This is a genomic window from Aestuariivirga sp. (assembly GCF_046294715.1).
In the GTDB taxonomy this organism is placed as follows: domain Bacteria; phylum Pseudomonadota; class Alphaproteobacteria; order Rhizobiales; family Aestuariivirgaceae; genus Aestuariivirga.
The window spans coordinates 49,172-70,223 of the sequence record NZ_JBKBKI010000010.1 but is presented as its reverse complement, the minus strand read 5'-3'; the positions used below and the strand labels follow the sequence as shown (position 1 = coordinate 70,223).

At 64.9% G+C, this 21,052-nt stretch carries 20 protein-coding genes, 1 tRNA gene and 1 pseudogene; 16 read left to right on the top strand and 6 right to left on the bottom strand.

Going from position 1 to position 21,052, the window contains the following annotated elements; genetic code table 11:
- The first annotated feature begins 181 nt into the window (after positions 1 to 181).
- Genes ACK4HL_RS09300 through ACK4HL_RS09290 form a run of 3 tightly spaced genes read left to right on the top strand, consistent with a single transcriptional unit; the run spans position 182 to position 2,175 of the window.
- Positions 182 to 739, top strand: a complete 558-nt coding sequence (locus ACK4HL_RS09300; protein ID WP_409759085.1) for an HdeD family acid-resistance protein — start codon at positions 182 to 184, stop codon at positions 737 to 739.
- 15 nt (positions 740 to 754) lie between these two features.
- Positions 755 to 1,843: a fatty acid desaturase family protein gene (locus ACK4HL_RS09295; RefSeq protein ID WP_409759082.1), complete on the top strand. Its 1,089-nt coding sequence runs from the start codon at positions 755 to 757 to the stop codon at positions 1,841 to 1,843.
- A 17-nt stretch (positions 1,844 to 1,860) separates the two neighbouring features.
- Positions 1,861 to 2,175 (top strand): MocE family 2Fe-2S type ferredoxin, encoded by a 315-nt coding sequence (locus ACK4HL_RS09290; RefSeq protein WP_409759079.1) that lies wholly within the window; start codon positions 1,861 to 1,863, stop codon positions 2,173 to 2,175.
- 22 nt (positions 2,176 to 2,197) lie between these two features.
- On the opposite strand, the gene ACK4HL_RS09285 is transcribed toward ACK4HL_RS09290, so the two are convergent.
- Together ACK4HL_RS09285 and ACK4HL_RS09280 are read right to left on the bottom strand one after the other, a co-directional pair.
- Positions 2,198 to 2,587: a GtrA family protein gene (locus ACK4HL_RS09285; RefSeq protein ID WP_409759076.1), complete on the bottom strand. Its 390-nt coding sequence runs from the start codon at positions 2,585 to 2,587 to the stop codon at positions 2,198 to 2,200.
- Between the two features lie 62 nt (positions 2,588 to 2,649).
- Positions 2,650 to 4,173, bottom strand: a complete 1,524-nt coding sequence (locus tag ACK4HL_RS09280; RefSeq protein ID WP_409759187.1) for an NAD(P)/FAD-dependent oxidoreductase — start codon at positions 4,171 to 4,173, stop codon at positions 2,650 to 2,652.
- 484 nt (positions 4,174 to 4,657) lie between these two features.
- On the opposite strand from ACK4HL_RS09280, the gene ACK4HL_RS09275 reads away from it, so the two are divergent.
- Positions 4,658 to 6,175, top strand: coding sequence for a hypothetical protein (locus ACK4HL_RS09275; RefSeq protein WP_409759073.1), 1,518 nt, complete (start codon positions 4,658 to 4,660; stop codon positions 6,173 to 6,175).
- On the opposite strand, the gene ACK4HL_RS09270 is transcribed toward ACK4HL_RS09275, so the two are convergent.
- Positions 6,154 to 6,228: transfer RNA gene (locus ACK4HL_RS09270), tRNA-Thr, on the bottom strand. The genes ACK4HL_RS09275 and ACK4HL_RS09270 overlap by 22 nt on opposite strands.
- Before the next feature lie 51 nt (positions 6,229 to 6,279).
- Positions 6,280 to 6,984, bottom strand: a complete 705-nt coding sequence (gene rlmB, locus ACK4HL_RS09265) for a 23S rRNA (guanosine(2251)-2'-O)-methyltransferase RlmB (protein ID WP_409759069.1) — start codon at positions 6,982 to 6,984, stop codon at positions 6,280 to 6,282.
- A 142-nt stretch (positions 6,985 to 7,126) separates the two neighbouring features.
- Between rlmB and ACK4HL_RS09260 the strand changes: the two genes are divergently transcribed.
- Together ACK4HL_RS09260 and ACK4HL_RS09255 are read left to right on the top strand one after the other, a co-directional pair.
- Positions 7,127 to 9,097 (top strand): acetyl-CoA carboxylase biotin carboxylase subunit, encoded by a 1,971-nt coding sequence (locus tag ACK4HL_RS09260; RefSeq protein ID WP_409759066.1) that lies wholly within the window; start codon positions 7,127 to 7,129, stop codon positions 9,095 to 9,097.
- Positions 9,094 to 9,375, top strand: coding sequence for an acylphosphatase (locus tag ACK4HL_RS09255; protein WP_409759063.1), 282 nt, complete (start codon positions 9,094 to 9,096; stop codon positions 9,373 to 9,375). The genes ACK4HL_RS09260 and ACK4HL_RS09255 overlap by 4 nt, the downstream gene beginning before the upstream one ends.
- A 10-nt stretch (positions 9,376 to 9,385) precedes the next feature.
- Here ACK4HL_RS09255 and lipB read toward each other — a convergent pair whose 3' ends face one another.
- Entirely contained in the window at positions 9,386 to 10,057 is a 672-nt protein-coding gene (gene lipB / locus ACK4HL_RS09250; RefSeq protein WP_409759060.1) for a lipoyl(octanoyl) transferase LipB, read from the bottom strand.
- A 73-nt stretch (positions 10,058 to 10,130) separates the two neighbouring features.
- Here lipB and ACK4HL_RS09245 point away from each other — a divergent pair, with 73 nt between their 5' ends.
- The 5 genes and pseudogenes from ACK4HL_RS09245 (at position 10,131) to tsf (ending at position 16,117) form a co-directional block, all read left to right on the top strand.
- Positions 10,131 to 12,809: a DUF2339 domain-containing protein gene (locus tag ACK4HL_RS09245; protein WP_409759058.1), complete on the top strand. Its 2,679-nt coding sequence runs from the start codon at positions 10,131 to 10,133 to the stop codon at positions 12,807 to 12,809.
- Positions 12,806 to 13,495, top strand: coding sequence for a DUF2238 domain-containing protein (locus ACK4HL_RS09240; RefSeq protein ID WP_409759055.1), 690 nt, complete (start codon positions 12,806 to 12,808; stop codon positions 13,493 to 13,495). Before ACK4HL_RS09245 ends, ACK4HL_RS09240 begins: the two co-directional genes overlap by 4 nt.
- Before the next feature lie 13 nt (positions 13,496 to 13,508).
- The gene (locus ACK4HL_RS09235) at positions 13,509 to 14,165 is read left to right on the top strand and encodes an O-methyltransferase (protein ID WP_409759052.1); all 657 of its coding nucleotides are present in this window, start codon (positions 13,509 to 13,511) and stop codon (positions 14,163 to 14,165) included.
- 183 nt (positions 14,166 to 14,348) lie between these two features.
- Positions 14,349 to 15,098: pseudogene (gene rpsB, locus ACK4HL_RS09230) on the top strand (30S ribosomal protein S2); the annotation flags it as partial.
- Positions 15,099 to 15,193: 95 nt separating this feature from the next.
- Positions 15,194 to 16,117 carry a translation elongation factor Ts gene (gene tsf, locus ACK4HL_RS09225; RefSeq protein WP_409759049.1) on the top strand — a complete coding sequence of 308 codons (924 nt, stop codon included), beginning with the start codon at positions 15,194 to 15,196 and terminating at the stop codon, positions 16,115 to 16,117.
- A gap of 54 nt (positions 16,118 to 16,171) precedes the next feature.
- Here the strand turns inward: tsf and ACK4HL_RS09220 are convergent, their stop codons facing one another.
- Positions 16,172 to 16,633, bottom strand: a complete 462-nt coding sequence (locus ACK4HL_RS09220; protein ID WP_409759046.1) for a hypothetical protein — start codon at positions 16,631 to 16,633, stop codon at positions 16,172 to 16,174.
- 151 nt (positions 16,634 to 16,784) lie between these two features.
- Here ACK4HL_RS09220 and pyrH point away from each other — a divergent pair, with 151 nt between their 5' ends.
- From pyrH to rseP, 5 genes are all read left to right on the top strand, one after another.
- On the top strand, positions 16,785 to 17,504 hold the full coding sequence (gene pyrH / locus ACK4HL_RS09215; RefSeq protein ID WP_409759043.1) for a UMP kinase: 720 nt from the start codon (positions 16,785 to 16,787) through the stop codon (positions 17,502 to 17,504).
- Positions 17,505 to 17,508: 4 nt separating this feature from the next.
- The gene (gene frr / locus ACK4HL_RS09210) at positions 17,509 to 18,075 is read left to right on the top strand and encodes a ribosome recycling factor (protein ID WP_409759040.1); all 567 of its coding nucleotides are present in this window, start codon (positions 17,509 to 17,511) and stop codon (positions 18,073 to 18,075) included.
- Between the two features lie 13 nt (positions 18,076 to 18,088).
- The gene (locus ACK4HL_RS09205; RefSeq protein ID WP_409759037.1) at positions 18,089 to 18,823 is read left to right on the top strand and encodes an isoprenyl transferase; all 735 of its coding nucleotides are present in this window, start codon (positions 18,089 to 18,091) and stop codon (positions 18,821 to 18,823) included.
- Complete coding sequence (locus ACK4HL_RS09200; RefSeq protein WP_409759034.1) at positions 18,823 to 19,671, top strand: phosphatidate cytidylyltransferase; 849 nt, start codon at positions 18,823 to 18,825, stop codon at positions 19,669 to 19,671. Before ACK4HL_RS09205 ends, ACK4HL_RS09200 begins: the two co-directional genes overlap by 1 nt.
- Before the next feature lie 106 nt (positions 19,672 to 19,777).
- A complete protein-coding gene (rseP, locus tag ACK4HL_RS09195) occupies positions 19,778 to 20,926 on the top strand; it encodes an RIP metalloprotease RseP (protein WP_409759031.1) in 1,149 nt (382 codons plus the stop codon).
- The last annotated feature ends 126 nt before the right edge of the window (positions 20,927 to 21,052 follow it).

The following is a 21,052-nucleotide window of genomic DNA, read 5'->3' as shown; positions in this document are numbered from 1 at the left end:
TTTGCAGTGCTTCCAGTGTTTGCCACCATCATTCTGATTGCCGTTCTCGCCATACTGCCCTTCGGGCGATCCGACCAGACACCCCACTGAGTGCACCCGCGCCTTGGGGCGCTCTTGGTGAGACCAAGCCGAGACGCTATAAGCGACTGCTACCGGCCGAGAAGCCGGCCGGGAGGACGGAATGGCCAAGGGAATGCGCGTGTTCTTCACCGCCATGTGGCGGACGATCCTGCTGCGAGGAGCGGCGAGCCTGATCTTCGGTTTATCCGCCTTCCTTTATCCCGGCATCACGCTCGCCGTGGTGGTCACCATTTTCGGGCTCTATGCACTGGCCGACGGCCTCATAGGCCTGTGGAGCCAGTTCCGCGCTGGGCAGGAAGGCCGCTCCGTTCCTTCCATGCTCAACGCTCTGGCCAGCATCGCGGCAGGAGTCGTCTGCCTGTCGTTCCCCGATTTCGCGGTCGTTTATGTCGTGCTGCTCATCGGCCTGTGGAACGTTGCGGCCGGGCTGATGCAGCTCCTCGGGGCAATTGCTCTTCGGCGGGAGATCGACCATGCACTGTGGCTCGGGCTCTCCGGGCTGATCGGCGCAGGGCTCGGCGTGCTCATCATGCTCTATCCGGCGGATGGGGCCATCAGCATATTGTGGATCATTGCGGGCACGGCGATCCTTGTAGGGCTGGTGCTGATCGTCTTCGCGCTCAAGCTCAGGAGCGCGGGCCGGGCGCTGGCGGGCTGAGCAGAAGGAAGGCCGATGAGTTTCGACACAGCGAGCGCACCCTTTCCGCGCGACTACAGCCTCGAGGGGCCGCTCAACGCCCGCGCGCGGGAAATCGGCCTCGCCAACGCCGAATGGTACAAGACGCCGATCCCCCGCGCGCGGATGAAGGAGCTGATGCAGCGTTCCGATGTGCCCGCCACGCGCGACACGCTGATCTGGATCAGCGCCCTTATCGCCACGGGTGGGCTCGGCGCCCTGCTGTGGGGCACGTGGTGGTGCGTGCCGTTTTTCGTCATTTACGGCGTTCTATACACCGCGGGGGGAGATTCGCGCTGGCATGAATGCGGCCACGGCACCGCCTTCCGCACCCAGTGGAAGAACGACGCCGTCTATCAGGTTGCCTGCTTCATGACGGTGCGCAATCCCACCGTCTGGCGCTGGAGCCATTCGCGCCACCACACCGACACGATCATCGTGGGGCGTGACCCAGAGATCATCACCATGCGGCCGCCGGAAGTCGCCAAGGTGGTGCTCAACTTTTTCGGTATCGTGATGATGCCGCAGGCGTGGTGGGCGATGCTGCGCTACGCTGCGGGGAAGCTCACCCGGGCCGAGGAGGACTTCATTCCGGAGGCCGAGCGCTCCAGGGTTTTTTTCGTGGCGCGCGTTTGGACGGCGATCTACCTCGCCGTGATCGTGGCCTGCGTGGCCCTGGGATCCATGCTGCCTGCCATGCTGATCGGGCTGCCCAGCATGTATGGCTCCTGGCACATGATGCTGACGGGCCTCACGCAGCACATCGGCCTTGCCGAGGACGTGCTCGACCACCGGCTCAACTGCCGGACGGTCTACCTCAATCCCTTCAGCCGCTTCGTCTATTGGAACATGAACTATCACGTGGAGCATCACATGTTTCCGATGGTCCCCTATCACCGGCTGCCGGAGCTCCACCAGGAGATGCTGAAGGATTGCCCGCCGCCCTATCTCGGCTTCTGGGACTGCTACCGCGAAATCATTCCCACGCTGTGGCGGCAGATCAAGGATCCGAACCATTTCGTGCGCCGGCAGCTGCCGCCCACGGCCAGGCCCACGCCGCCCCTGCCGAACGGCAGGATCGGCTGAGCAGCAGGGGAGAGCCGATGACCGAATGGGTCGAGGCGTGCGCGGTGAGCGACATCGAGCCGGAAGACGTGATGCGCTTCGACCATGACGGCCGCAGCTACGCGATCTACCGTTCGCCCGACGGCAGCCATTACGCCACGGACGGGCTATGCACCCACGAGAAGGTTCACCTTGCCGATGGGCTGGTGATCGACAACATCATCGAATGCCCCAAGCACAACGGCCGTTTCGACTACCGCACGGGCGTCGCCCGGGGCGCCCCGGTCTGCGTCGATCTCCGTACCTATCCGGTGAAGATCGAGAATGGCAAGGTGCTGATCGGCATCGCGTGATGTGGCGCAGCGCGCCGGGCATTCACGCGATTGCCGAGGATGCCGGTTTCAGCGCGAGGAGCCTCCGGGCGAGGAAGACGGCGATGAACGACAGTGCCACGGCGAAGGTCTTGGCGAGAATGGGCTCCAACCCCACAATATCCGACAGCAGCATCACGGTGAGATAGGTCACACCCAGTCCTGCGAGGCCGGTGACAAGAAAGATTGTCATGACCGGCGTTTCCGCTCCGAACCCGCGGCCTTTCAGCCGGTCGCGAAAGGCAAGGCGCGAGGAGAGCACATAATGGGCGGCCAGCCCCGTCAGATATCCTGCCGTTGCGGCAAGAGCCGCGTCTCCGTCATGCTTCACAATCCAGGCGAAGACGCCGAGGTCGGTTCCCAATGCCGCCACGCTGACGGCGAGATAACGCACAAAGTCCACCGCCCAGCCGCAGGCGCCGCACTGCCAATTCCCTGGCGCTCCCGCCCGCAACATCACGCGGCATCGCTCAGCCGGCGGGGAACCATGCGTATGCTTTCCAGTGCCTTTTGCGCTCCCGACGGTCCCGCCTCGTGGTACTCGGCATCCTCGTTCACGTTCCAGACATCGAACAGTTTTTCTCCCGCCAGGATATTCTTCACCGTCAGCATGGCGGTCATCATGGCATGGTCCTGATTGTTGTATTTGTGCATTCCGTTCCTCCCTACCAGATGAAGGTTGGGGTAGTTCTTTTCGATGTCGGCGCGCACCGTTTCCACGTGACCGCGATAGGCCTCATCATAGACGGGATAAGCCTTCTTCTGGCGCACCACGCAACCGTCGAAGATGCTCTGCGGCCGGGCAAGGCCGATTTGCGCCAGCTCACGCTTGGCGAGTTCCACGAGTTCGGAATCCGGCGAGGTCCACAGGCCATCGCCCTCGAAGCAGAAATACTCGAGCCCGAGGCAGGTCGCATGGTCGCCTGGAACCATCTCGGGGGACCATGAGCGGAAGTTCTGGATGCGTCCAACCTTGACCGACGGTTCGTGGATGTAGATCCAATTGTCGGGGAACAGGTCCGGCTCGCTGACCATCAGCGCCACGGTGAGAAAGTCGCGGTAGCGGAGGCTCTCGGCGGCCTGCAGGCTGGACGGAGGGATACGCATCGCGCGCATGAGTTCGGGTATGGGAGCCGAGGAGATGACATGGCGCGCGGTGAAGGCCTTCCCTGCGCCCTCGGCGGTGCGCGCCGTCACCGTCCAGAGACCTGATGCCGTGTCGCGGTCAAGGGTTTCCAGGCGGTGGCCCATGTGAATCGTCCCACCCTGCGCCAGCGTCTTGGCGGCAGCGGCCTCCCACATCATGCCTGGACCCTTTCGCGGGTACTGGAAGCTCTCGATCAGCGTCTTGATGACCTCGCCATCGCGTGCGGAGGTGCCATCCTTCACGCCCTTTGGCTTGATCGAGTTCCGAAGTGCGTTCGCCATCGCCCCCCAGAGGTCCAGTCCCTTGATGCGCTGAGCGGCCCAGTCCGCCGATATCTCGTCGCAGCTCATGCCCCACACTTTCTCTGTGTAGGTCTTGAAGAAGATCGAGAACAGCCGCTCGCCGAACTGGTTCGCCACCCACTGGTGGAAGGTTTCCGGCTTTTCGTGAGGGAATGTCTGCTTGTAGAGAAAGGAGAGAACACACAGGCCGCTCTCAACCACGCCGAGGTTTCCCAGCGCCTCGAAGGCCTTTAGGGGATAGGAATAGTACTTGCCGTCGTAATAGATGCGCGAGAGCCTGGGTCTCTCGATGAAGTCCTGTGGCAGAATCTCCTTCCATAGATCCACCACTTCGCGCGACTTCGAGAAAAAACGGTGCCCTCCGATGTCGAACAGGAAGTTCTTGTAGTTGGCGGTACGACTGATTCCACCGACGTATCTGGGATCGGCCTCGATCACGGCGGTGGATATGCCGGCCTTGGAGAGCTGATAGGATGCGGTGAGACCTGCCGGTCCGGCTCCGATGATGACGACTTCGGAATGGGAGTTGATCACATGGCCCTCTTTTGTTCGCTCGCCGCGGCGGAGCCTCTGCGCGAGTACGATCAGAGGTCGCATTTTTCTCTTAAATAATCCTTTCGCCTCTCTGTTCACGCGTTTACCGAAGCGTAACAAGAGAAAAATACATCTATAAAGTGTATTTTGGGGCATTGCATTGAGTGTTCAGCTGACTGAGGGCTTGGGAATAGATGGTGCCACGGCAGCGGCAGCTCCTCGGAGCCTGCTCCTGCGCCTTCCGCTGTGGCTCCTCTGCCTTTGCGTCGTCGTCGTTCTTGCCGCCGCCAGCATAGGGCTCGGTCCGCAAGCGCTCGATTCCCGTTTGGGAGATGCCGATGATGCACTTCGTCTCGCAGTTGTCCGCGACTTGATCGCCGGCGCGCACTGGTGGTCACCCGTGCATCCGCGGATGGGCCTGCCTGGCGAGGCCGTAGCCCTGCATTGGTCACGCCTTGTCGATGCACCGTTGGCGGGCCTCATGCTGCTGTTCCAGGAGGTGATGACGGTCCAGAATGCCGAGCTTGCCGCCCGCGTCGCCTGGCCGCTCTTTCTGACATTCCTTCTGATGCTCGCCGTAAGCAGCCTCACGGCAAGGCGCAGCGGTCATCTTGCTGCCCTCATATCCGTCGCTCTCCTCGCCTATGCAGATCTCGCTCTGATGCAGTTCCGCATCGGGAGAATAGACCACCATAGCGTGATGATCCTCTGCACCGCGCCGGGAATCCTCCTGCTGTGCGATTCATTTACCAGGCGCGCATCCGGCTTTGCGGCGGGGACGCTGTTCGGAATTGCAGCCGCTGTCGGCTATGAGGCCTTGCCGGTGATCCTTTGCGCCTCCGGCCTGGCGGCGCTCCTCTCGGTCGCCGGCGGGCGGGGTCGGGAAGGCATCCTCGCTGCCGCCATCACGTTCGCTTCGGTGCTCACGATCGCCTTCGTCATCACCGTCGCACCCAGCGCCTGGCTGCAGAATGCCTGCGACGCGCTTTCTATGAACCTCGTGATCTTCGCATGGGGAGCTGCCGCCGCCGTTGGCGCCGGGGGTGCGGTGAGGCAGCGGCTTGGAATTGCACCGGCCATTGCCGTGCTCGGTCTCGTGACGCTGGCGGGCATCGGGATGGCACTCGCGTCCGAACCGCGCTGCATCGCGGGCCCGCTTGGGCTCATCGATCCGGCTATCGGTCCGATCTGGCTGTCGCATATCGACGAGACCCGCTCGATCCCCGAATTGCTCGTCGAGGAGCCGGTCCTTGCCGCCCCGGCCCTCCTCACCTTCTGTGCGGGGCTTTACTTCCTTGCTGCCCAAACTCGCAGCCGCCGTGACGAGTACCAGATCCTCATGGTCGGCGCGTTCCTGGCCACGTCAATTCTGGCAGCGACTCAGGCCAAGTTCCTTCCCTACATGAGCCTGCTCGCCGTACCTCCGATCGCTGCGGGGATCGCCGGGATTGGACCCACGGCGCGGCTCTCCGCAACGAGCCGCCGTCTCATTGCCTTCCTCGCTCTCAATCAGAGGATCGTGATGGGTGCAATGGTTCTCCTCATGTCCGTTCCCGACGCTATTCACGGCCGCAGTTCAGCGGAGGCGGAAAAGGCCGCAAAAGACTGCTACGCCCCTTCCGCCTACGCGGGCCTCGCTTCACTTCCGCCCGGACTCGTCTTTGCGCACATCAATCTGGGCCCCTACATCGTGGCCTACACGCCGCACGCCGCGCTTGCCGGGCCATACCATCGGCTGGATACGGCAGCGATCGAGTATCACGCAATCGCCTCTGCCTCGCCGCACGCGGCACTCGGACGCCTTCAGCGGATTGGGGTTCGATATGTGCTCTCCTGTTCCGGCCTGACCCGTACGCCGGGGGCCGGTCCCGACAGTTTCTTCGCGCATCTCGCCAATGGAGAGGTGCCCGACGGCCTCACGCCGATTTCCTTGCAGGGTGAAGGGGCACTGAAGATCTGGGAGGTGACTGAGGAAACTGGTGCCGGAAGAGGGGATTGAACCCCCGACCTTCGGTTTACAAAACCGCTGCTCTACCGCTGAGCTATTCCGGCCCCTGCCGGCATATAGCGGCGCATGGTTGTCCGGGCAAGACGTGTCCGGCCTCAGCGTGTCAATGCATAGAGCGTTACCGCGCAGGCGTTCGAGACGTTGAGGCTGCGGATCGGGCCGTTCATGTCGAGGCGAACGAGGTGGTCGCAGCTCTCGCGGGTGAGCTGGCGGAGGCCCTTGCCTTCCGCCCCCAGCACGATGGCGATGGGCGGCCTGCGGTCCACTGCGGCAATGTCCTCCGGCGCCTCGCTGTCGAGGCCGAGGATGCGGAAGCCGTAGTCCTTCAGCTCCTGCATGGCGCGGGCGAGATTCGTGACCTTCACGAAGGGCACGTGCTCGTAGGCGCCGGATGCGCTCTTGAACAGCACCGCGGAGGCCTCCGGGCTGTGGCGGGCGGTGGCCACGAGGGCGGTGACGTTGAAGGCGGCGCAGGTGCGAAGGATGGCGCCCACATTGTGCGGGTCCGTCACCTGGTCTAGCAGCACGACAATGCCTGACTTCTCGATCTGATCGAGGCGCGGCTGGTCGAGCGGCCGTGCCTCGATCAGCAGGCCCTGGTGAACGGCATCGGCCCCGAGCCGCCGGTCCAGCACGTTGGGATGCACGATCTCCGGCGTGATGCCGCGCGCGGCGATTTCGGCCGCGAGCCTGTCGGCTGCGTTCTTCGAGGCCTTGAGGGAATAGATCTTGCGTTTGGGGTTCTTCAGCGCCTCCGCCACCGGGTGGACGCCGTAGATGATGTCGTTGGGCTCGCTCATGGCAAGGGCGTATAGCGGATGCCGGGAAGTCTGTGCGGGAAAGTTTGGGGCAGGGGCCATTTCGCCGGCCACCGCCTTTGGTGTGATTGCCGGGGCAGCCCGTTCGGTCTAAAACCGCCGCCCGAAAGGCATTTGGGGTTCCATGTTCAAGAAGATTCTGATCGCCAACCGGGGTGAGATCGCCTGCCGCGTCATCAAGACCGCCCGCCGTATGGGTATCCGGACGGTCGCCGTCTATTCCGATGCCGACGCCCGCGCGCTGCATGTGGAGATGGCGGACGAGAAGGTGCACATCGGCCCGCCGGCCGCCGCCCAGTCCTATCTGGTGATCGAGAAGATCGTCGAGGCCTGCCTGAAGACGGGTGCCGAGGCCGTCCACCCCGGTTATGGCTTCCTCTCGGAGCGTTCCGCCTTCCCGAAGGCGCTGGCCGACGCCGGCATCACCTTCATCGGTCCCAATCCCGCAGCGATCGACGCGATGGGTGACAAGATCGAGTCGAAGAAGGCCGCGGCCGCCGCGAAGGTCTCCACGGTTCCGGGCTACATGGGGATCATCGATGATGCTGACGAAGCGGTAAAGATCGCCGGCGAGATCGGTTATCCGGTGATGATCAAGGCCTCGGCCGGCGGCGGCGGCAAGGGCATGCGCATCGCCTACTCCGAAGCCGAGGTGAAGGAGGGCTTCACCCGGGCGCGCTCCGAGGCGAAATCCTCCTTCGGGGATGACCGGGTCTTCATCGAGAAGTTCATCGTCAACCCGCGCCACATCGAAATTCAGGTGTTGGGCGACAAGCACGGCAGCGTGATCTATCTGGGCGAGCGCGAATGCTCGATCCAGCGCCGGAACCAGAAGGTGATCGAGGAGGCGCCCTCGCCGCTGCTCGACGAGAAGACGCGCCAGGCCATGGGCGAACAGGCGGTAGCCCTGGCAAAGGCCGTCAATTACGATTCCGCCGGAACCGTCGAATTCGTTGCGGGGCAGGACCGCTCCTTCTTCTTCCTCGAGATGAACACCAGGCTCCAGGTGGAGCATCCCGTCACCGAACTCGTCACCGGAATCGACCTCGTGGAGCAGATGATCCGCGTGGCAGCCGGGGAGAAGCTTTCGATCCGCCAGAAGGACGTGACGCTGAAGGGCTGGGCGGTCGAGAGCCGCATCTATGCCGAAGACCCATACCGCAACTTCCTCCCGTCCACGGGACGGCTCGTCAGATACCGCCCCCCGGCGGAAAGCGCGGCGGAGGGCGTCACGGTGCGGAACGACACCGGCGTCTACGAGGGCGGCGAGATCTCGATCTACTACGATCCGATGATCGCCAAGCTCTGCACCCATGCGCCGAGCCGTGCCGAGGCGATCGGCAAGATGGCGACGGCACTCGATGCCTTCTACATCGAAGGCATCCAGCACAACGTGCCCTTCCTTTCGGCCATCATGGAGAATCCGCGCTGGCAATCCGGCGCGCTGTCCACGGGCTTCATCGCCGAGGAATTCCCCGGCGGCTTCGCGGGACACGAGCTGACCGCGCCGATCAAGGAGACGCTGGCCAAGGTCGCCACCGTGCTCGATCACGTGGAGAACCGCCGCAAGCGCCTCATCAACGGCCAGATGGCAGGCAAGCCCGTGGCGTTCTCCACGGCGCGCATCGTCAAGCTCGGGCAGGAGTGGCTGCCCGTCACCGTCTCGCCGGAGACGGACGCGCTCGCCGATCGATGCGGCTGGGCTCCGGGCGAGCCCGTATTCTCCGCCGACCTGGGGCAGGGCAGCGTCACCGTGCAGGTCAAGCGCATCCTCAACGGCTATCGGCTTTCCTACCGCGGGGTGGTGCTCGACGCGCATGTATATACCGAGCGCGAGGCGGAACTGGCGAAGCTCATGCCGGAGAAGATGGCGGCGGACACCTCGAAGAAGCTTCTCTGCCCGATGCCAGGCCTCGTCATCGCCATTCCGGCGGTGGTGGGCCAGGAGGTGAAGGCCGGCGAGCCGCTCGCCATCGTCGAGGCGATGAAGATGGAGAACATCCTGCGCGCCGAACGGGACGTGACGGTCAAGGCGATCAACGCCAAGAAGGGCGACAGCCTGCAGGTCGACGCCGTCATCATGGAATTCGCGTGAGCCCGCGTGCCGTCCACGTGATGGTGGAGGGCAGGGTGCAGGGCGTGGGCTTCCGCGCATTTGTCGAACGCGAGGCCCGGGCGAGGGGCCTCAGGGGCTGGGTGCGGAACCGCAGCGACGGCTCCGTCGAGGCGGTGTTCGCGGGTGAAGCAGAAGACTTGCAGAGGATGATCGCCGCCTGCCAGCGCGGTCCGCGCATGGCGGTGGTCAGCGCCGTGCGGACCAGCGACCATCCGGATGCGGAGTTTTCCAGCTTTGCGGTGCGGCAGACGCTGTGAGACGTCCCCTCTAGGGTTCGCCGAAGATGCGGCCGAAGGTCTTCCTCAGCGCCACGTCCACGTCCTCCGTGGTGACGGGTAGACCCAGGTCGACGAGGCTCGTCACGCCATGCTCGCGGATGCCGCAGGGCACGATGCCACCGAAATGCGAGAGGTTCGGCTCGACGTTGATGGCTATGCCGTGGAACGTCACCCAATGGCGCACACGGATGCCGATGGCGGCAATCTTGTCCTCGCGGCCGCCGCGCCGCACCCACACGCCCACGCGATCTTCCCGGCGCTCGCCCTTGACGTTGAACTCGTCCAGCGTGTCGATCACCCATTGCTCGAGAGCGGCCACAAAGGCCCGGACGTCACTGCCACGGCGCTTCAGGTCGAGCATCACATAGGCCACCCGCTGGCCCGGGCCGTGATAGGTGTATTGCCCGCCGCGCCCACTCTTGAATACGGGGAAGCGGTCAGGCTCGACGAGGTCTTCCGCGTGCGCGGAAGTACCCGCCGTGTAGAGCGGAGGGTGCTCGAGCAGCCACACGCGCTCGCCTTCCATGCCGCTTGCGATCGCGTGCACATGTGCATCCATGCGCGCCATCGCCTCGGGGTAGGGCGTCAGGCCTTGCGATATCTCCCAAACCACGGGTGCCGGCGAAGAGAGCGTCAGGCGGATGTCGTCGCGGAGCGCCATGGCAGGGCTTTAGCCAGTTTCGACAATCCCGTGCAACTGTCGTATGGTCGTGGGCGGGGAAGGGAGAATGTGAATGGACGGATTCGCATTTCTGATCGCGGTCGTGACCTTCGTGATGGCGCTCGTCGCCCTTCACAAGATTTCGAGGCTTCAGACCCGCATTTTCCAATTGAACCAACAGGTGGAAAAGCTCTCCCTTCATGCGCTGCAGTCCGTGAAACCGCAGCCCGAGGCAGAGGCCGCCGAGCCCGTCTCCGTCGTGCCAATGCCGGAGCCCGCCGCTGCGCCGGCCGAGGCCGTGGTGCCGGAGGAGGCCGAACCTTCCATCGAGACCACCGAACCGATGGAAGAACCGGTGCCTGCCGCCGCGCCCGTGGCCGCCCCGCCGCCACGCGACATGGAACAGGCTCTCGCGGGCCGCTGGTTCGTGTGGATCGGCGGCGTGGCGATCGCCATCGGCGGGCTTCTCTTCGTCAAATATGCCTATGACAATGGTTTGATCCCTCCCTCGCTGCAGGTCATCCTGGGGCTCGTCGCGGGCCTCGCACTGGCCGGGGCAGGCGAATGGGTGCGGCGGCGCTCACCGCCCGCCGAAGCCAGTTCGCCGAACTACGTGCCGGCAGCACTTTCGGCGGCTGGGCTCGCAGTGATCTTCGCATCGATCTACGCCGCCTATGCGCTCTACGAGATCCTCGCTCCTTCCGCCGCCTTCCTCGGCCTGGCGGCGACGGGCCTCGGGGCCATGGGGCTATCACGCCGGCAGGGCCCCCTGATCGCGGCGCTGGGCCTCATCGGTTCCTATGTGACACCCATGCTAATCCCTTCCGCCGATCCCTCGGCCTGGAGCTTCTTTCCCTATCTGCTGGTGATCCTCCTCGCCTCGCTATTCACGCTGCGCGGCAGGCGCTGGTGGTGGCTCGGCCATGCGGCGGTGATCGCCACCTTGCTGTGGACCGTGCTGTGGCTTCTCGGACCCTACGAGCCGCAGGATGTCTGGCCGGTGGGCCTCTCTGCCCTCGTTCTCGGCCTCGCCGCGATGCTGGTCCCGGGCGGTTTCGTGCCCCGGCACGAAGAGTTTGGCGGAGGGGCGCCGGCGCGCGAGGTGAATGGCCCGCTGGCGATCGGCCTTGGCGGGCTTTCAGCAACCGTTTTCATCCTCATCATGCTTGCTTTCGCAGCAAGCCATTCCGCACCGGCGCTTTTCCTGCTGTCGACCGGGCTGGCGATTCTCGTGGCACTGGCCTGGATGAGGGCCGGTCTTTCGTTTTTGGCGCCGGTGGCGGGACTCGTCATGCTGCTGGTGCTGGCGGGCTGGCAGGAGGCGGCCTTCCACGCCCTGACGCTGGACGAGAACGGCACGTGGAGCTGGAGCAGCAGCTTCGGTCCCGAATCCGCTCGCTTCCTGCGCTGGATGATGGGCTGCGCGATGGCCTTCACGCTCGCCGGCACGGCGGGGGTGCTCTCGAAGCGGGATGGGCGGAACTGGGGCGTGCTGGGTGGGGCCGCCGGTTTCCTCTTCCTGTGGGGCGCCTGGGCGAGGGCCGATTTCCTTCTCTCGGACACGACGTGGGCTCTGCTCGCGGCAGGGTTTGCCGCGCTCCTGCTGCTCGCCACCGCCGGCTGGGGCCGCAGGGCTGAAGCAGGGAGCGGAGATCTTGGCGCCGGGCTGCTTTCGGCCGGTGCCGCGGCACTCCTCGCCATGGCGCTCGACCGGCTGCTCGATGGCGTGTGGTTCACGGTCGGGCTCGCGGCCCTGGCCCTGGTGTACGCTGCCCTCACCCATGTGCTGAAACCGCGCCTCCTTGCCTCCATCGCCGTGACTGCGGCAAGCCTCGCCGCGGCGCGGTTGTTCCTGGCGCGCGAACTGTGGTTCGACGACCGGACGCTCGCCTGGGGCCAGCACTGGGTGATCTACGGCTACGGCCTGCCGCTGATCCTCGCCTATGCTGCGAGCCGGGTGCTGTGGCGCAGCGGCCATGAGCGGGCGGGCGTGGCGCTCGAGGGAATCAGCCTCGGCCTCGCCATCTCGCTCGTCTCGCTCGAGATTCGGGTGCTGATCGGCGGCGGCTATCTCTATGAGGAACCGCAATTCCTCGAAATGGCGGCGCATGTCCTTACCTGGGCAGGGGCGGCTTACGGCCTCATGCACCGGCAGCGGCTGTTCTCCTCCGCTGTCTCGCTGTGGGGCGCGCGTGCGCTGCTGCTGATGTCCTTCCTGGCGGTGATCCTGCTGAGCCTCCTCGCCTTCAACCCGGTCCTGACGGGCGAGCCCGTGCCCGGAGGGCTTGTCCTCAATGCGATCCTGCTCGCCTATCTTGCTCCCGTTCCGCTCATCGGCCTCATCGCGCTGCGGCTCGATGCCATCGGCTGGCAGCAGCTGCGCCCTGTGGCGGGCGTGCTCGCGCTCGTGCTGCTCTTCGCCTACGTGACGGTCCAGACGAAGCGCATCTTCCAGGGCGCGATCCTCACCGCCTGGTCGCAGTCGCTCGCCGAGACCTATGCCTATTCGGCCGTGTGGCTCGCCTTCGCGCTGGCGCTCTTCGTGGCGGGGATCAGGCTCGGCCGGCAGCCGGTGCGCCTCGCCGGGCTCGCCGTGCTGGCGCTCGTCGTGCTGAAGGTGTTCATCGGCGACATGTCGAACCTCGAGGGTCTCTACCGCATCGCGAGCTTCGTCGGGCTCGGCCTCTGCCTCGTCGGCATCGGCTGGCTCTACCAGCATTTCGTGCGCCAGCCGGAGGCTGCCCGGGCATGATGCTGTCGAGTGCGGTCTCCCCCATCTCAGCCCGGCTTGCCGAGCGCCAATTCGCACTGGCCCTCCTCGCGCTGTATGCGGCGGTGTGGCTGTGGGCCGCGTGGAACCCCAGCTACCGCTTCGATTGGGTGCTGGAGAACATGCTGCCCACGGTGATGACGATTGTGCTCGCCTTGAGCTTTCGCCGCCTGCCACTGTCGGACGTCTCCTACCTCCTGCTCTTCGTGTTTCTCGTCCTGCACCAGATCGGCGCTCACTACACCTATTCGGAGGTGCCCTTCGGGTGGTGGTTCGGCTCGCTGTTCGGGGCGGAGCGCAACCACTTCGATCGGCTCGTGCATTTCTCGTTCGGATTCCTGCTGTTCTACCCGATGCGCGAGATCTTCATCCGCTTCGTGACGCCCTCGAGCTTCTTCGCCGGGCTCTGTGCCCTCAGCCTCAACACGTCAGGCTCCGCCATCTTCGAGATCATCGAGATGCTGGTTGCCATCGTCGTGAATCCGGAAGCGGGCGCGGCTTATCTCGGCCACCAGGGCGACGAGTGGGATGCGCAGAAGGACATGGCGCTGGCGCTCCTCGGCTCAATCCTGGCGTTCGGCCTGACTGAGCTTGCCGTCCGCACAGGAACGCTCGATTCCTTCCTGGTGCCGCGCCAGCAGGATTTTCGGCAGGCCGGCTACAAGTGAGGGAATGAACGGCATGGGAAAGACCATCGGCCTCAGCGGCGCGCTCGAAAGCTATTATTCAGCGCATGCCTGCCGCGAGCCCGCCATACTGGCCGAACTCAGGGCGGAGACGGCCAAGCTCGGCGGCGAAAGCGCCATGCAGATCGGTCCGGAGCAGGGGGCTTTCATGTCGCTTCTGGTGAAGCTGATGGGGGCCAGGCGGGCAATCGAGTTCGGCACCTTCACCGGCTATTCCTCCCTCGCCTTGGCGCTTGCGGGGGTGGAGCGGATCACCTGTGCAGACATCTCGAAGGATTGGACGGACGTTGCCCGACGCTACTGGGAGAGGGCCGGCGTCGCGGAGCGGATCGATCTCCACCTGGACGGCGGTCAGGCGGTAATCGCCCGCCTGCTGACGAGAGGTGAGGCGGGCGGCTTCGATCTCGCGTTCATCGATGCCGACAAGGCGGGCTACGACGACTATTACGAAGGGGCACTGCAATTGCTCCGCCACGGCGGCCTTGTGCTCGTCGACAACACGCTGTGGGGCGGCGACGTGGCCGATCCGGCGAAGAGGGATGCCGACACCGAGGCGATCCGCGCCCTGAACGCCAAGATTGTCCGGGACGCGCGGGTCGAGATGTGCCTGGTGCCGATCTGCGACGGGCTGACCATGGCGCGGAAGACCTGAAGCCAGGGCTTGCTTTCGCGGCGGCAGGAGGCTATAGGCCCGCCGGTCAAGTCAACTCACACGCGGGGTCACGGCTTTGGCACACGAGGTTTCGGCCTCCACATAGTGCCAGATCCATCCGGTGCCGGGGAAACCCGGTTACTCAAACCCCGCGGCGGATCAACCGGAAAAGGAACTAACCGCATGGCTCTGCCTGAATTCACCATGCGCCAGCTGCTTGAAGCTGGCGTTCACTTCGGCCACCAGACGCACCGCTGGAACCCGAAGATGAGGAACTACATCTACGGAAGCCGCAACGGCATCCACATCATCGATCTCTCCCAGACCGTTCCTCTGCTGCACCAGGCGCTCGTCGCCGTGGCCGACACGGTGGCCAAGGGCGGCCGCGTGCTGTTCGTCGGCACGAAGCGCTCGGCGGCCGAGCAGGTGGCCGATGCGGCCAAGCGCTCCGCCCAGTATTACGTGAACTCCCGCTGGCTTGGCGGCACGCTCACCAACTGGAAGACCATCTCGCACTCGATCAAGACGCTGCGCACCGTGGACGAGACGCTCGGCAAGGAGAATTCCGGCCTGACGAAGCGCGAGCTCCTCGAGCTCACCCGGACCAAGGAGAAGCTCGACAAGGCGCTGGGCGGCATCAAGGACATGGGCGGAACGCCCGACCTGCTGTTCGTGATCGACACCAACAAGGAGCAGATCGCCATCAAGGAGGCGAACCGCCTCGGCATCCCGGTGATCGCGGTGATCGACACCAACTCGGATCCTGCCGGCGTTACCTACCCGATCCCGGGCAATGACGACGCGGGCCGCGCCGTGGCGCTCTATTGTGACCTCGTCAGCCGCGCCTGCATCGAGGGCATCTCGCTCGCCCAGACGGGTGCCGGCGTCGACATCGGCGCCTCCGAGAACCCGACGCCCGAGGAAGTGCCGGCCGCCTGATAGCCGGGCCCTCGACCGTCATCCGATCGACAAGGGGGCCTGCCGTAAATGCGGCGGGCCTCATGCTTTCAAATCACAAGAGGTACAACATGGCCGAGATCACGGCTGCGATGGTGAAGGACCTGCGCGAGAAGACTGGCGTGGGCATGATGGACTGCAAGGCGGCACTGGCCGCCACCAATGGCGACATGGAGGCCGCCGTCGACTGGCTGCGCGCCAAGGGCCTCGCCAAGGCCGCCAAGAAGTCGACGCGCGTCGCCGCCGAGGGCCTGGTGGCCGTGGCCGTCGAGGGCACCACCGGTGCCGTCGTCGAGGTCAACTCGGAAACCGACTTCGTCGCCCGGAACGAGAAGTTCCAGGCCATGGTGGCTGAGATCTCGAAGCTCGCCCTCAAGGCCAATGGCGACACCGAGAAGCTCAAGACCATGCATGTGCCGGGCTCGCCGCATGCGGTCGCCGAATACGTGGCCGAGATGGTGGCCGCCATCGGCGAGAACATGACCGTGCGCCGCACGGCTGCGCTCTCCGTTTCCGACGGCGTGATCGGTTCTTATGTCCACAGCCAGATCGCGCCGGGTGCGGGCAAGATCGGCGTCATCGTGGCGCTCGAGTCGGCCGGCAACAAGGCCGCGCTGGCCGAGTTCGGCCGCCTGCTCGCCATGCATGTCGCGGCCACCAACCCGGTGGCGCTTACCCTCGATCAGGTGCCCAAGGACGTGCTCGCCCGCGAGTCGGCCATCCTCGAGGAAAAGAATGCCGGCAAGCCCGCCAATGTGCTCGAGAAGATCGTCGCCTCGGGCCTCAAGACCTTCGCCAAGGAGAACTGCTTGCTCGAACAGGCCTATGTGCATGACGGCTCCAAGACCGTGACGCAGGCGCTGGCGGAAACCGCCAAGGCGGCCGGCGCGGACGTGAAGCTCACCGGCTATGTCCGCATGCAGCTGGGCGAGGGCATCGAGAAGAAGGAAGACGACTTCGCAGCCGAAGTCGCCAAGATGTCGGGCGGCCAGTAACGGCCGCTGCAGCCGAGATGAGCGAAGGGCCCCGGATGCGGGGCCCTTTTCCTTTCAGGCCAGCGCCGCCGCCGGGAGATCGGCGGCGTCCGCTTCGCCGAGCGAGTCGAGCAGGCGGAGGATGGGTGCGAGGGCGGGATCGTCGCCTTCGAAGAGGTTCAGCCACTGCGCCATGCCGTCGAGCAGGCTCATGACCTGTGCGGCGTGATCATTGAGCAGGATCAGCGCGGTGGGCGGTGGCGCTGGAAGCAGGCTCCTGACCCGGCTTGCGTGGCGGCGCGGGACGGTCTGGCAGAGGGCGAGGTGCTGGGCCCTGGTTCCGCTCTGCAGCCGGGCGGTGAGCAGGCCCTGTTCGCCAGCGCCGATCTCGCAGGTGAGCCAGAGGCCGCCGGGAATGCCGGACAGCACCGGATGAATCCAGTCGATCAAGTCTGCGGGGCCGATGTCCTCATCGCCTCCCGCGATGATGATCTGGCTGAAGTGCGCGGGAAGGCAGGGGCATTGAAAAGGCGGCAAGATATCATCTCCTGGGGGAAAGGCCCGGGCATTAACCCCCGCCGCCACGCCGGGTTCCATCCCTGCCGGCCGCCAGCCGCCGAAGTGGTTTCCTCTTGCCGGGAACATGGCCTAGAGTGCCGCCCGGTGTTCATCAGTCCACGATTCTCACATGGCCTCGCCCAAGTACAAGCGCATCCTCCTCAAGCTCTCCGGCGAAGTCCTGATGGGGCAGCAGCCCTACGGGATCGACCTGGACACGGTCGGGCGGCTGGCGGACGAGGTGCTGGCCTGCGCGGCCACCGGCACGCAGCTCGCGCTCGTCATCGGTGGTGGCAACATCTTCAGGGGGCTGGCCGGAGCCGCCAAGGGCATGGATCGCGTCTCGGCCGATCACATGGGCATCATGGCGACGGTGATGAACGCGCTCGCCATGCAGGGCGTGCTCTCCCGGAAGGGCATGGATGCGCGGGTGCTCTCGGCCATTGCCATGCCAACCGTCTGCGAAACCTATTCGCGCGCCAAGGGCATCCACCACCTCGAGGCGGGGCGTGTCATCATCTGCGCGGCGGGCACGGGGCTTCCCTTCTTCACAACCGACACCGGCGCGGCCCTCCGGGCGGCGGAACTCGCCTGTGACGCATTGTTCAAGGGCACCAGCGTCGACGGTGTCTATTCGGCCGACCCGAAGACGGATCCCGCCGCCCACCGCTACGATCGGATCACCTTCAACGAGATCTTGGCGAAGGACCTCCGCATCATGGACCCTGCCGCCATTGCCCTTGCGCGGGATAACGGGATTCCGGTAGTGGTGTTCTCCATCAGAAAGCCCGGCGCCGTGGTCCAAGTGGTCAATGGCGACGGGCTCTTCACGACAGTGACGAAGGATTGAACCGATGGCCCAGCCCCATCCCTATGACGCCCAGGACATCAAGCGGCGCATGCATGGCGCCGTGGACGCGCTGAAGCATGATTTCGGCGGCCTGCGCACCGGCCGCGCCTCCTCCAGCCTGCTCGAGCCCATTCATGTCGACGCCTATGGCGCGAACATGCCTCTGGCCCAGGTGGGATCGATTTCGGTGCCCGAACCGCGCATGCTGCAGATCAACGTGTGGGACAGGGGGCTCGTGGTTGCCGTCGAGAAGGCGATCCGCGCCTCGAATCTCGGCCTCAATCCGCAGACGGAAGGCCAGGTGATCAGGCTGCGGATGCCGGACCTCACCCAGGAGCGCCGCAAGGAACTGGTGAAGGTGGCCCATCAATATGCCGAGAAGGCCCGGGTCGCCGTGCGCAACGTGCGCCGTGACGGCATGGACCATCTGAAGCAGCTCGAAAAGGCTCACCTCATGAGCGAGGACGAGCACAAGAAGAAGGCCGACGAGGTGCAGAAGATGACCGACGACACGATCAAGGAGATCGAGCAGGTCCTGAAGCACAAAGAACAAGAAATCCTGCAAGTCTGAGGAACGGCCATTCATGAGCGGCCCCGGCTGCATCGAGGGCGTGCCCCGCCACGTTGCCATCATCATGGACGGCAACGGACGCTGGGCGACGCAGCGCGGGCAGCCGCGCTCGGCCGGCCACCGCCAAGGGGTGGAGGCGCTGCGCCGCACGGTGCGGGCCGCCGCCGAGATGGGGATCGGCGTACTCACCCTCTATTCGTTCAGTTCCGAGAACTGGTCGCGCCCGCAGTCGGAGATCCGGTTCCTACTGGAACTCCTGCGCCGCTTCATCCGCACCGACGTTGCCGAACTTCACCGCGCCAATGTGCGCATCATGGTGATTGGCGATCGCGAAGGGCTCGACCCGGCGATCCGCGCCATGTTCGAGGAAGCCGAGGCGCTGACGCGCGAAAACACCGCGCTGAAGCTGGTGATCGCCTTCAACTATGGCAGCCGCCAGGAGATCACACGTGCGGTGCAACTCATCGCGCGCAAAGTTGCCGAAGGCAAGATCGACCCTGCCGACATCACCCCTGCCGTGATCGGCAACCACCTCGACACGGGAGGCCTTCCCGAACCGGACCTCCTCATCCGAACCGGCGGCGAGCAGCGCCTGTCGAACTACCTTCTCTGGCAATGCGCCTACACCGAATTCGTGTTCATGCCCGATTATTGGCCGGAATTCGGAGCCGAGCATCTGCGCCGCGCGGTCGAGGCCTACCGCATGCGCGACCGCCGCTTCGGCGGCCTCAAGGCGCAGACGGCCTGATGGCGGGGGAGCAGCCCGCCGCGGCGGCGAAATGGGGCGATCTCGGGGTGCGTGCCCTCTCGGCCGCCGTTCTCATTCCAGCTGTTCTCGCCGACGTCTGGGTGGGGGGAATCTGGTTCCATCTCTTTGTGGCCCTGATCGGCATTCTGATGGCGCTCGAATGGGTGACGATTGTCCATGGCGGCTCACCGCTGCAGTTCGCGCTTCATGCGGCAGGTGCGATGTGCGGCGCGCTTCTCCCGCTCGACATCGGCTTGGCTGGAGGGCTCGCGGCCATCGCGGTGCTCGCCGTCGTCTCTGCCGGCGTCGCCGCGCATCAATCGCCCGATGTTTCGCGCTGGCGCTATTTCGGGGTTGCATATGTCTCGGTTCCGCCCATCGCCCTGGTGCTGTTGCGGGAAGACCCCGATTACGGGATCGCCGCCATCGTTCTCGTCATGCTGATGGTGTGGGCGGCGGATACGCTCGCCTATTTCTCGGGTCGGCTCATCGGCGGGCCCAAGCTGGCGCCGCGGCTAAGCCCCAAGAAGACCTGGGCGGGGCTTCTCGGCGCGATGGCGGGAAGCGCGCTCGCCGCCTGGGCGGTGGGGCTGGCGCTCGGGCTTCCGGCAATTCTCGTGCTCGTGCTGGTGGCGGCGGCGCTCGCCATCGTCGAGCAGGGGGGCGATCTCTTCAAGTCCGCCATGAAGCGGCATTACGGCGTGAAGGATTCAGGGCGGCTGATCCCCGGACATGGCGGCGTCATCGACCGGGTGGATGGGCTGGTCGCCGTCGCAACCGCCGCGGCGCTCATTGGGGCTCTGCGCGCGGGGGTTGAGCACGCGGGCAGCGGAATCCTGCTCTGGTAACCATATTCTGCCGAAATCTTGCCGTATAGCTCGCCTCGTGTAGTTAATGGCTGGTTAAGCATGGCCGGGATGACATCCTGCCTGCCCGGCACAAGGGGAACGCGTGATGGATTTCTTGAACCTGTTGTCGCTGCCGATGACTACGGCGGTGTTCTATGCAATCCCCTTTCTCATCGCGCTCCTGATCATCGTCTTCATCCATGAGCTCGGCCATTTCCTGGTAGCCCGCTGGTGCGGTGTCAGCGTCGATGCCTTCTCCATCGGATTCGGCAAAGAGATCGTCGGCTGGCACGACAAGCATGGCACGCGCTGGAAGCTCGCCTGGATACCACTCGGCGGCTACGTGAAATTCAAGGGCGACGCCAATGCCGCGAGCCTGCCCGACGCGGAAACGGTTGAGAAGGCCAAGGGCGATCCCGGCAATTTCCATGGCAAGCCCGTGTGGCAGCGCGCCGCGGTGGTCGCCGCCGGCCCCGTCGCCAATTTCATCCTCGCGATCTTCATCTTTTCAGCCGCATTCATGGCGGTTGGCGTGCCCGTCATGGAACCCCGCGTCGATGAGGTACTGCCCGGCAGCGCCGCGGAGCAGGCAGGAATCCTGCAGGGCGACGTGGTAGTCTCGATCGACGGCGAGGAGATCGAGAGCTTCGCCGAGCTCCAGCAGGCCATCTTCACCCGCGCCGAAGAGGAACTGGCTGTGGTGGTGGAGCGGAATGGCGAGCGCATCGGCCTGACCGTGGTCCCCCATCTCAAGGAGGAGCCTGACAATTTCGGCGGCAAGATCCGCATCGGCCTGATCGGCGTGAAGCACAGCCCCGACGGCGGCGTCCGGTTCGAGCGGCTGGGTTTTGGCGAGGCCGTCGAGAAAGGCGTCGAGCGAACCTGGTTCATCGTCGAGACGACCTTCCGCTACCTCGGCAAACTGTTCACCGGCCGGGAGAGCACCGACCAGCTCGGCGGTCCCATCGCCATGGCGAAGGCCGCGGGCGATGCGGCGTCGAACGGTCTCTTCCAGTTCGTCAGCGTCGTCGCGTTTTTGTCGGTGAGTATAGGTCTCATTAACCTTTTCCCAATCCCTATGCTCGATGGTGGACACCTGGTCTACTACGCGATCGAGGCGGTGCGCGGGAAACCGCTGGGCGAGAACGCCCAGGAATGGGGATTCCGCATCGGTTTTTCGCTGGTGATCATGCTGATGGTGGTCGGCACCTGGAACGACCTGGTGAGGGTCGCGACGGTGTGGTTCGGCGGATGACCGTCAAGGGGAATGTTTCATTTGCAAACCACCGCCGGAAAGGTAAAACGACGGGCGGCGGCAGGGGAATCTGAGGGGCGGCTTGCGAACGGAAATGGCCAATTGATGCGTTACAGGTTTGTTTTT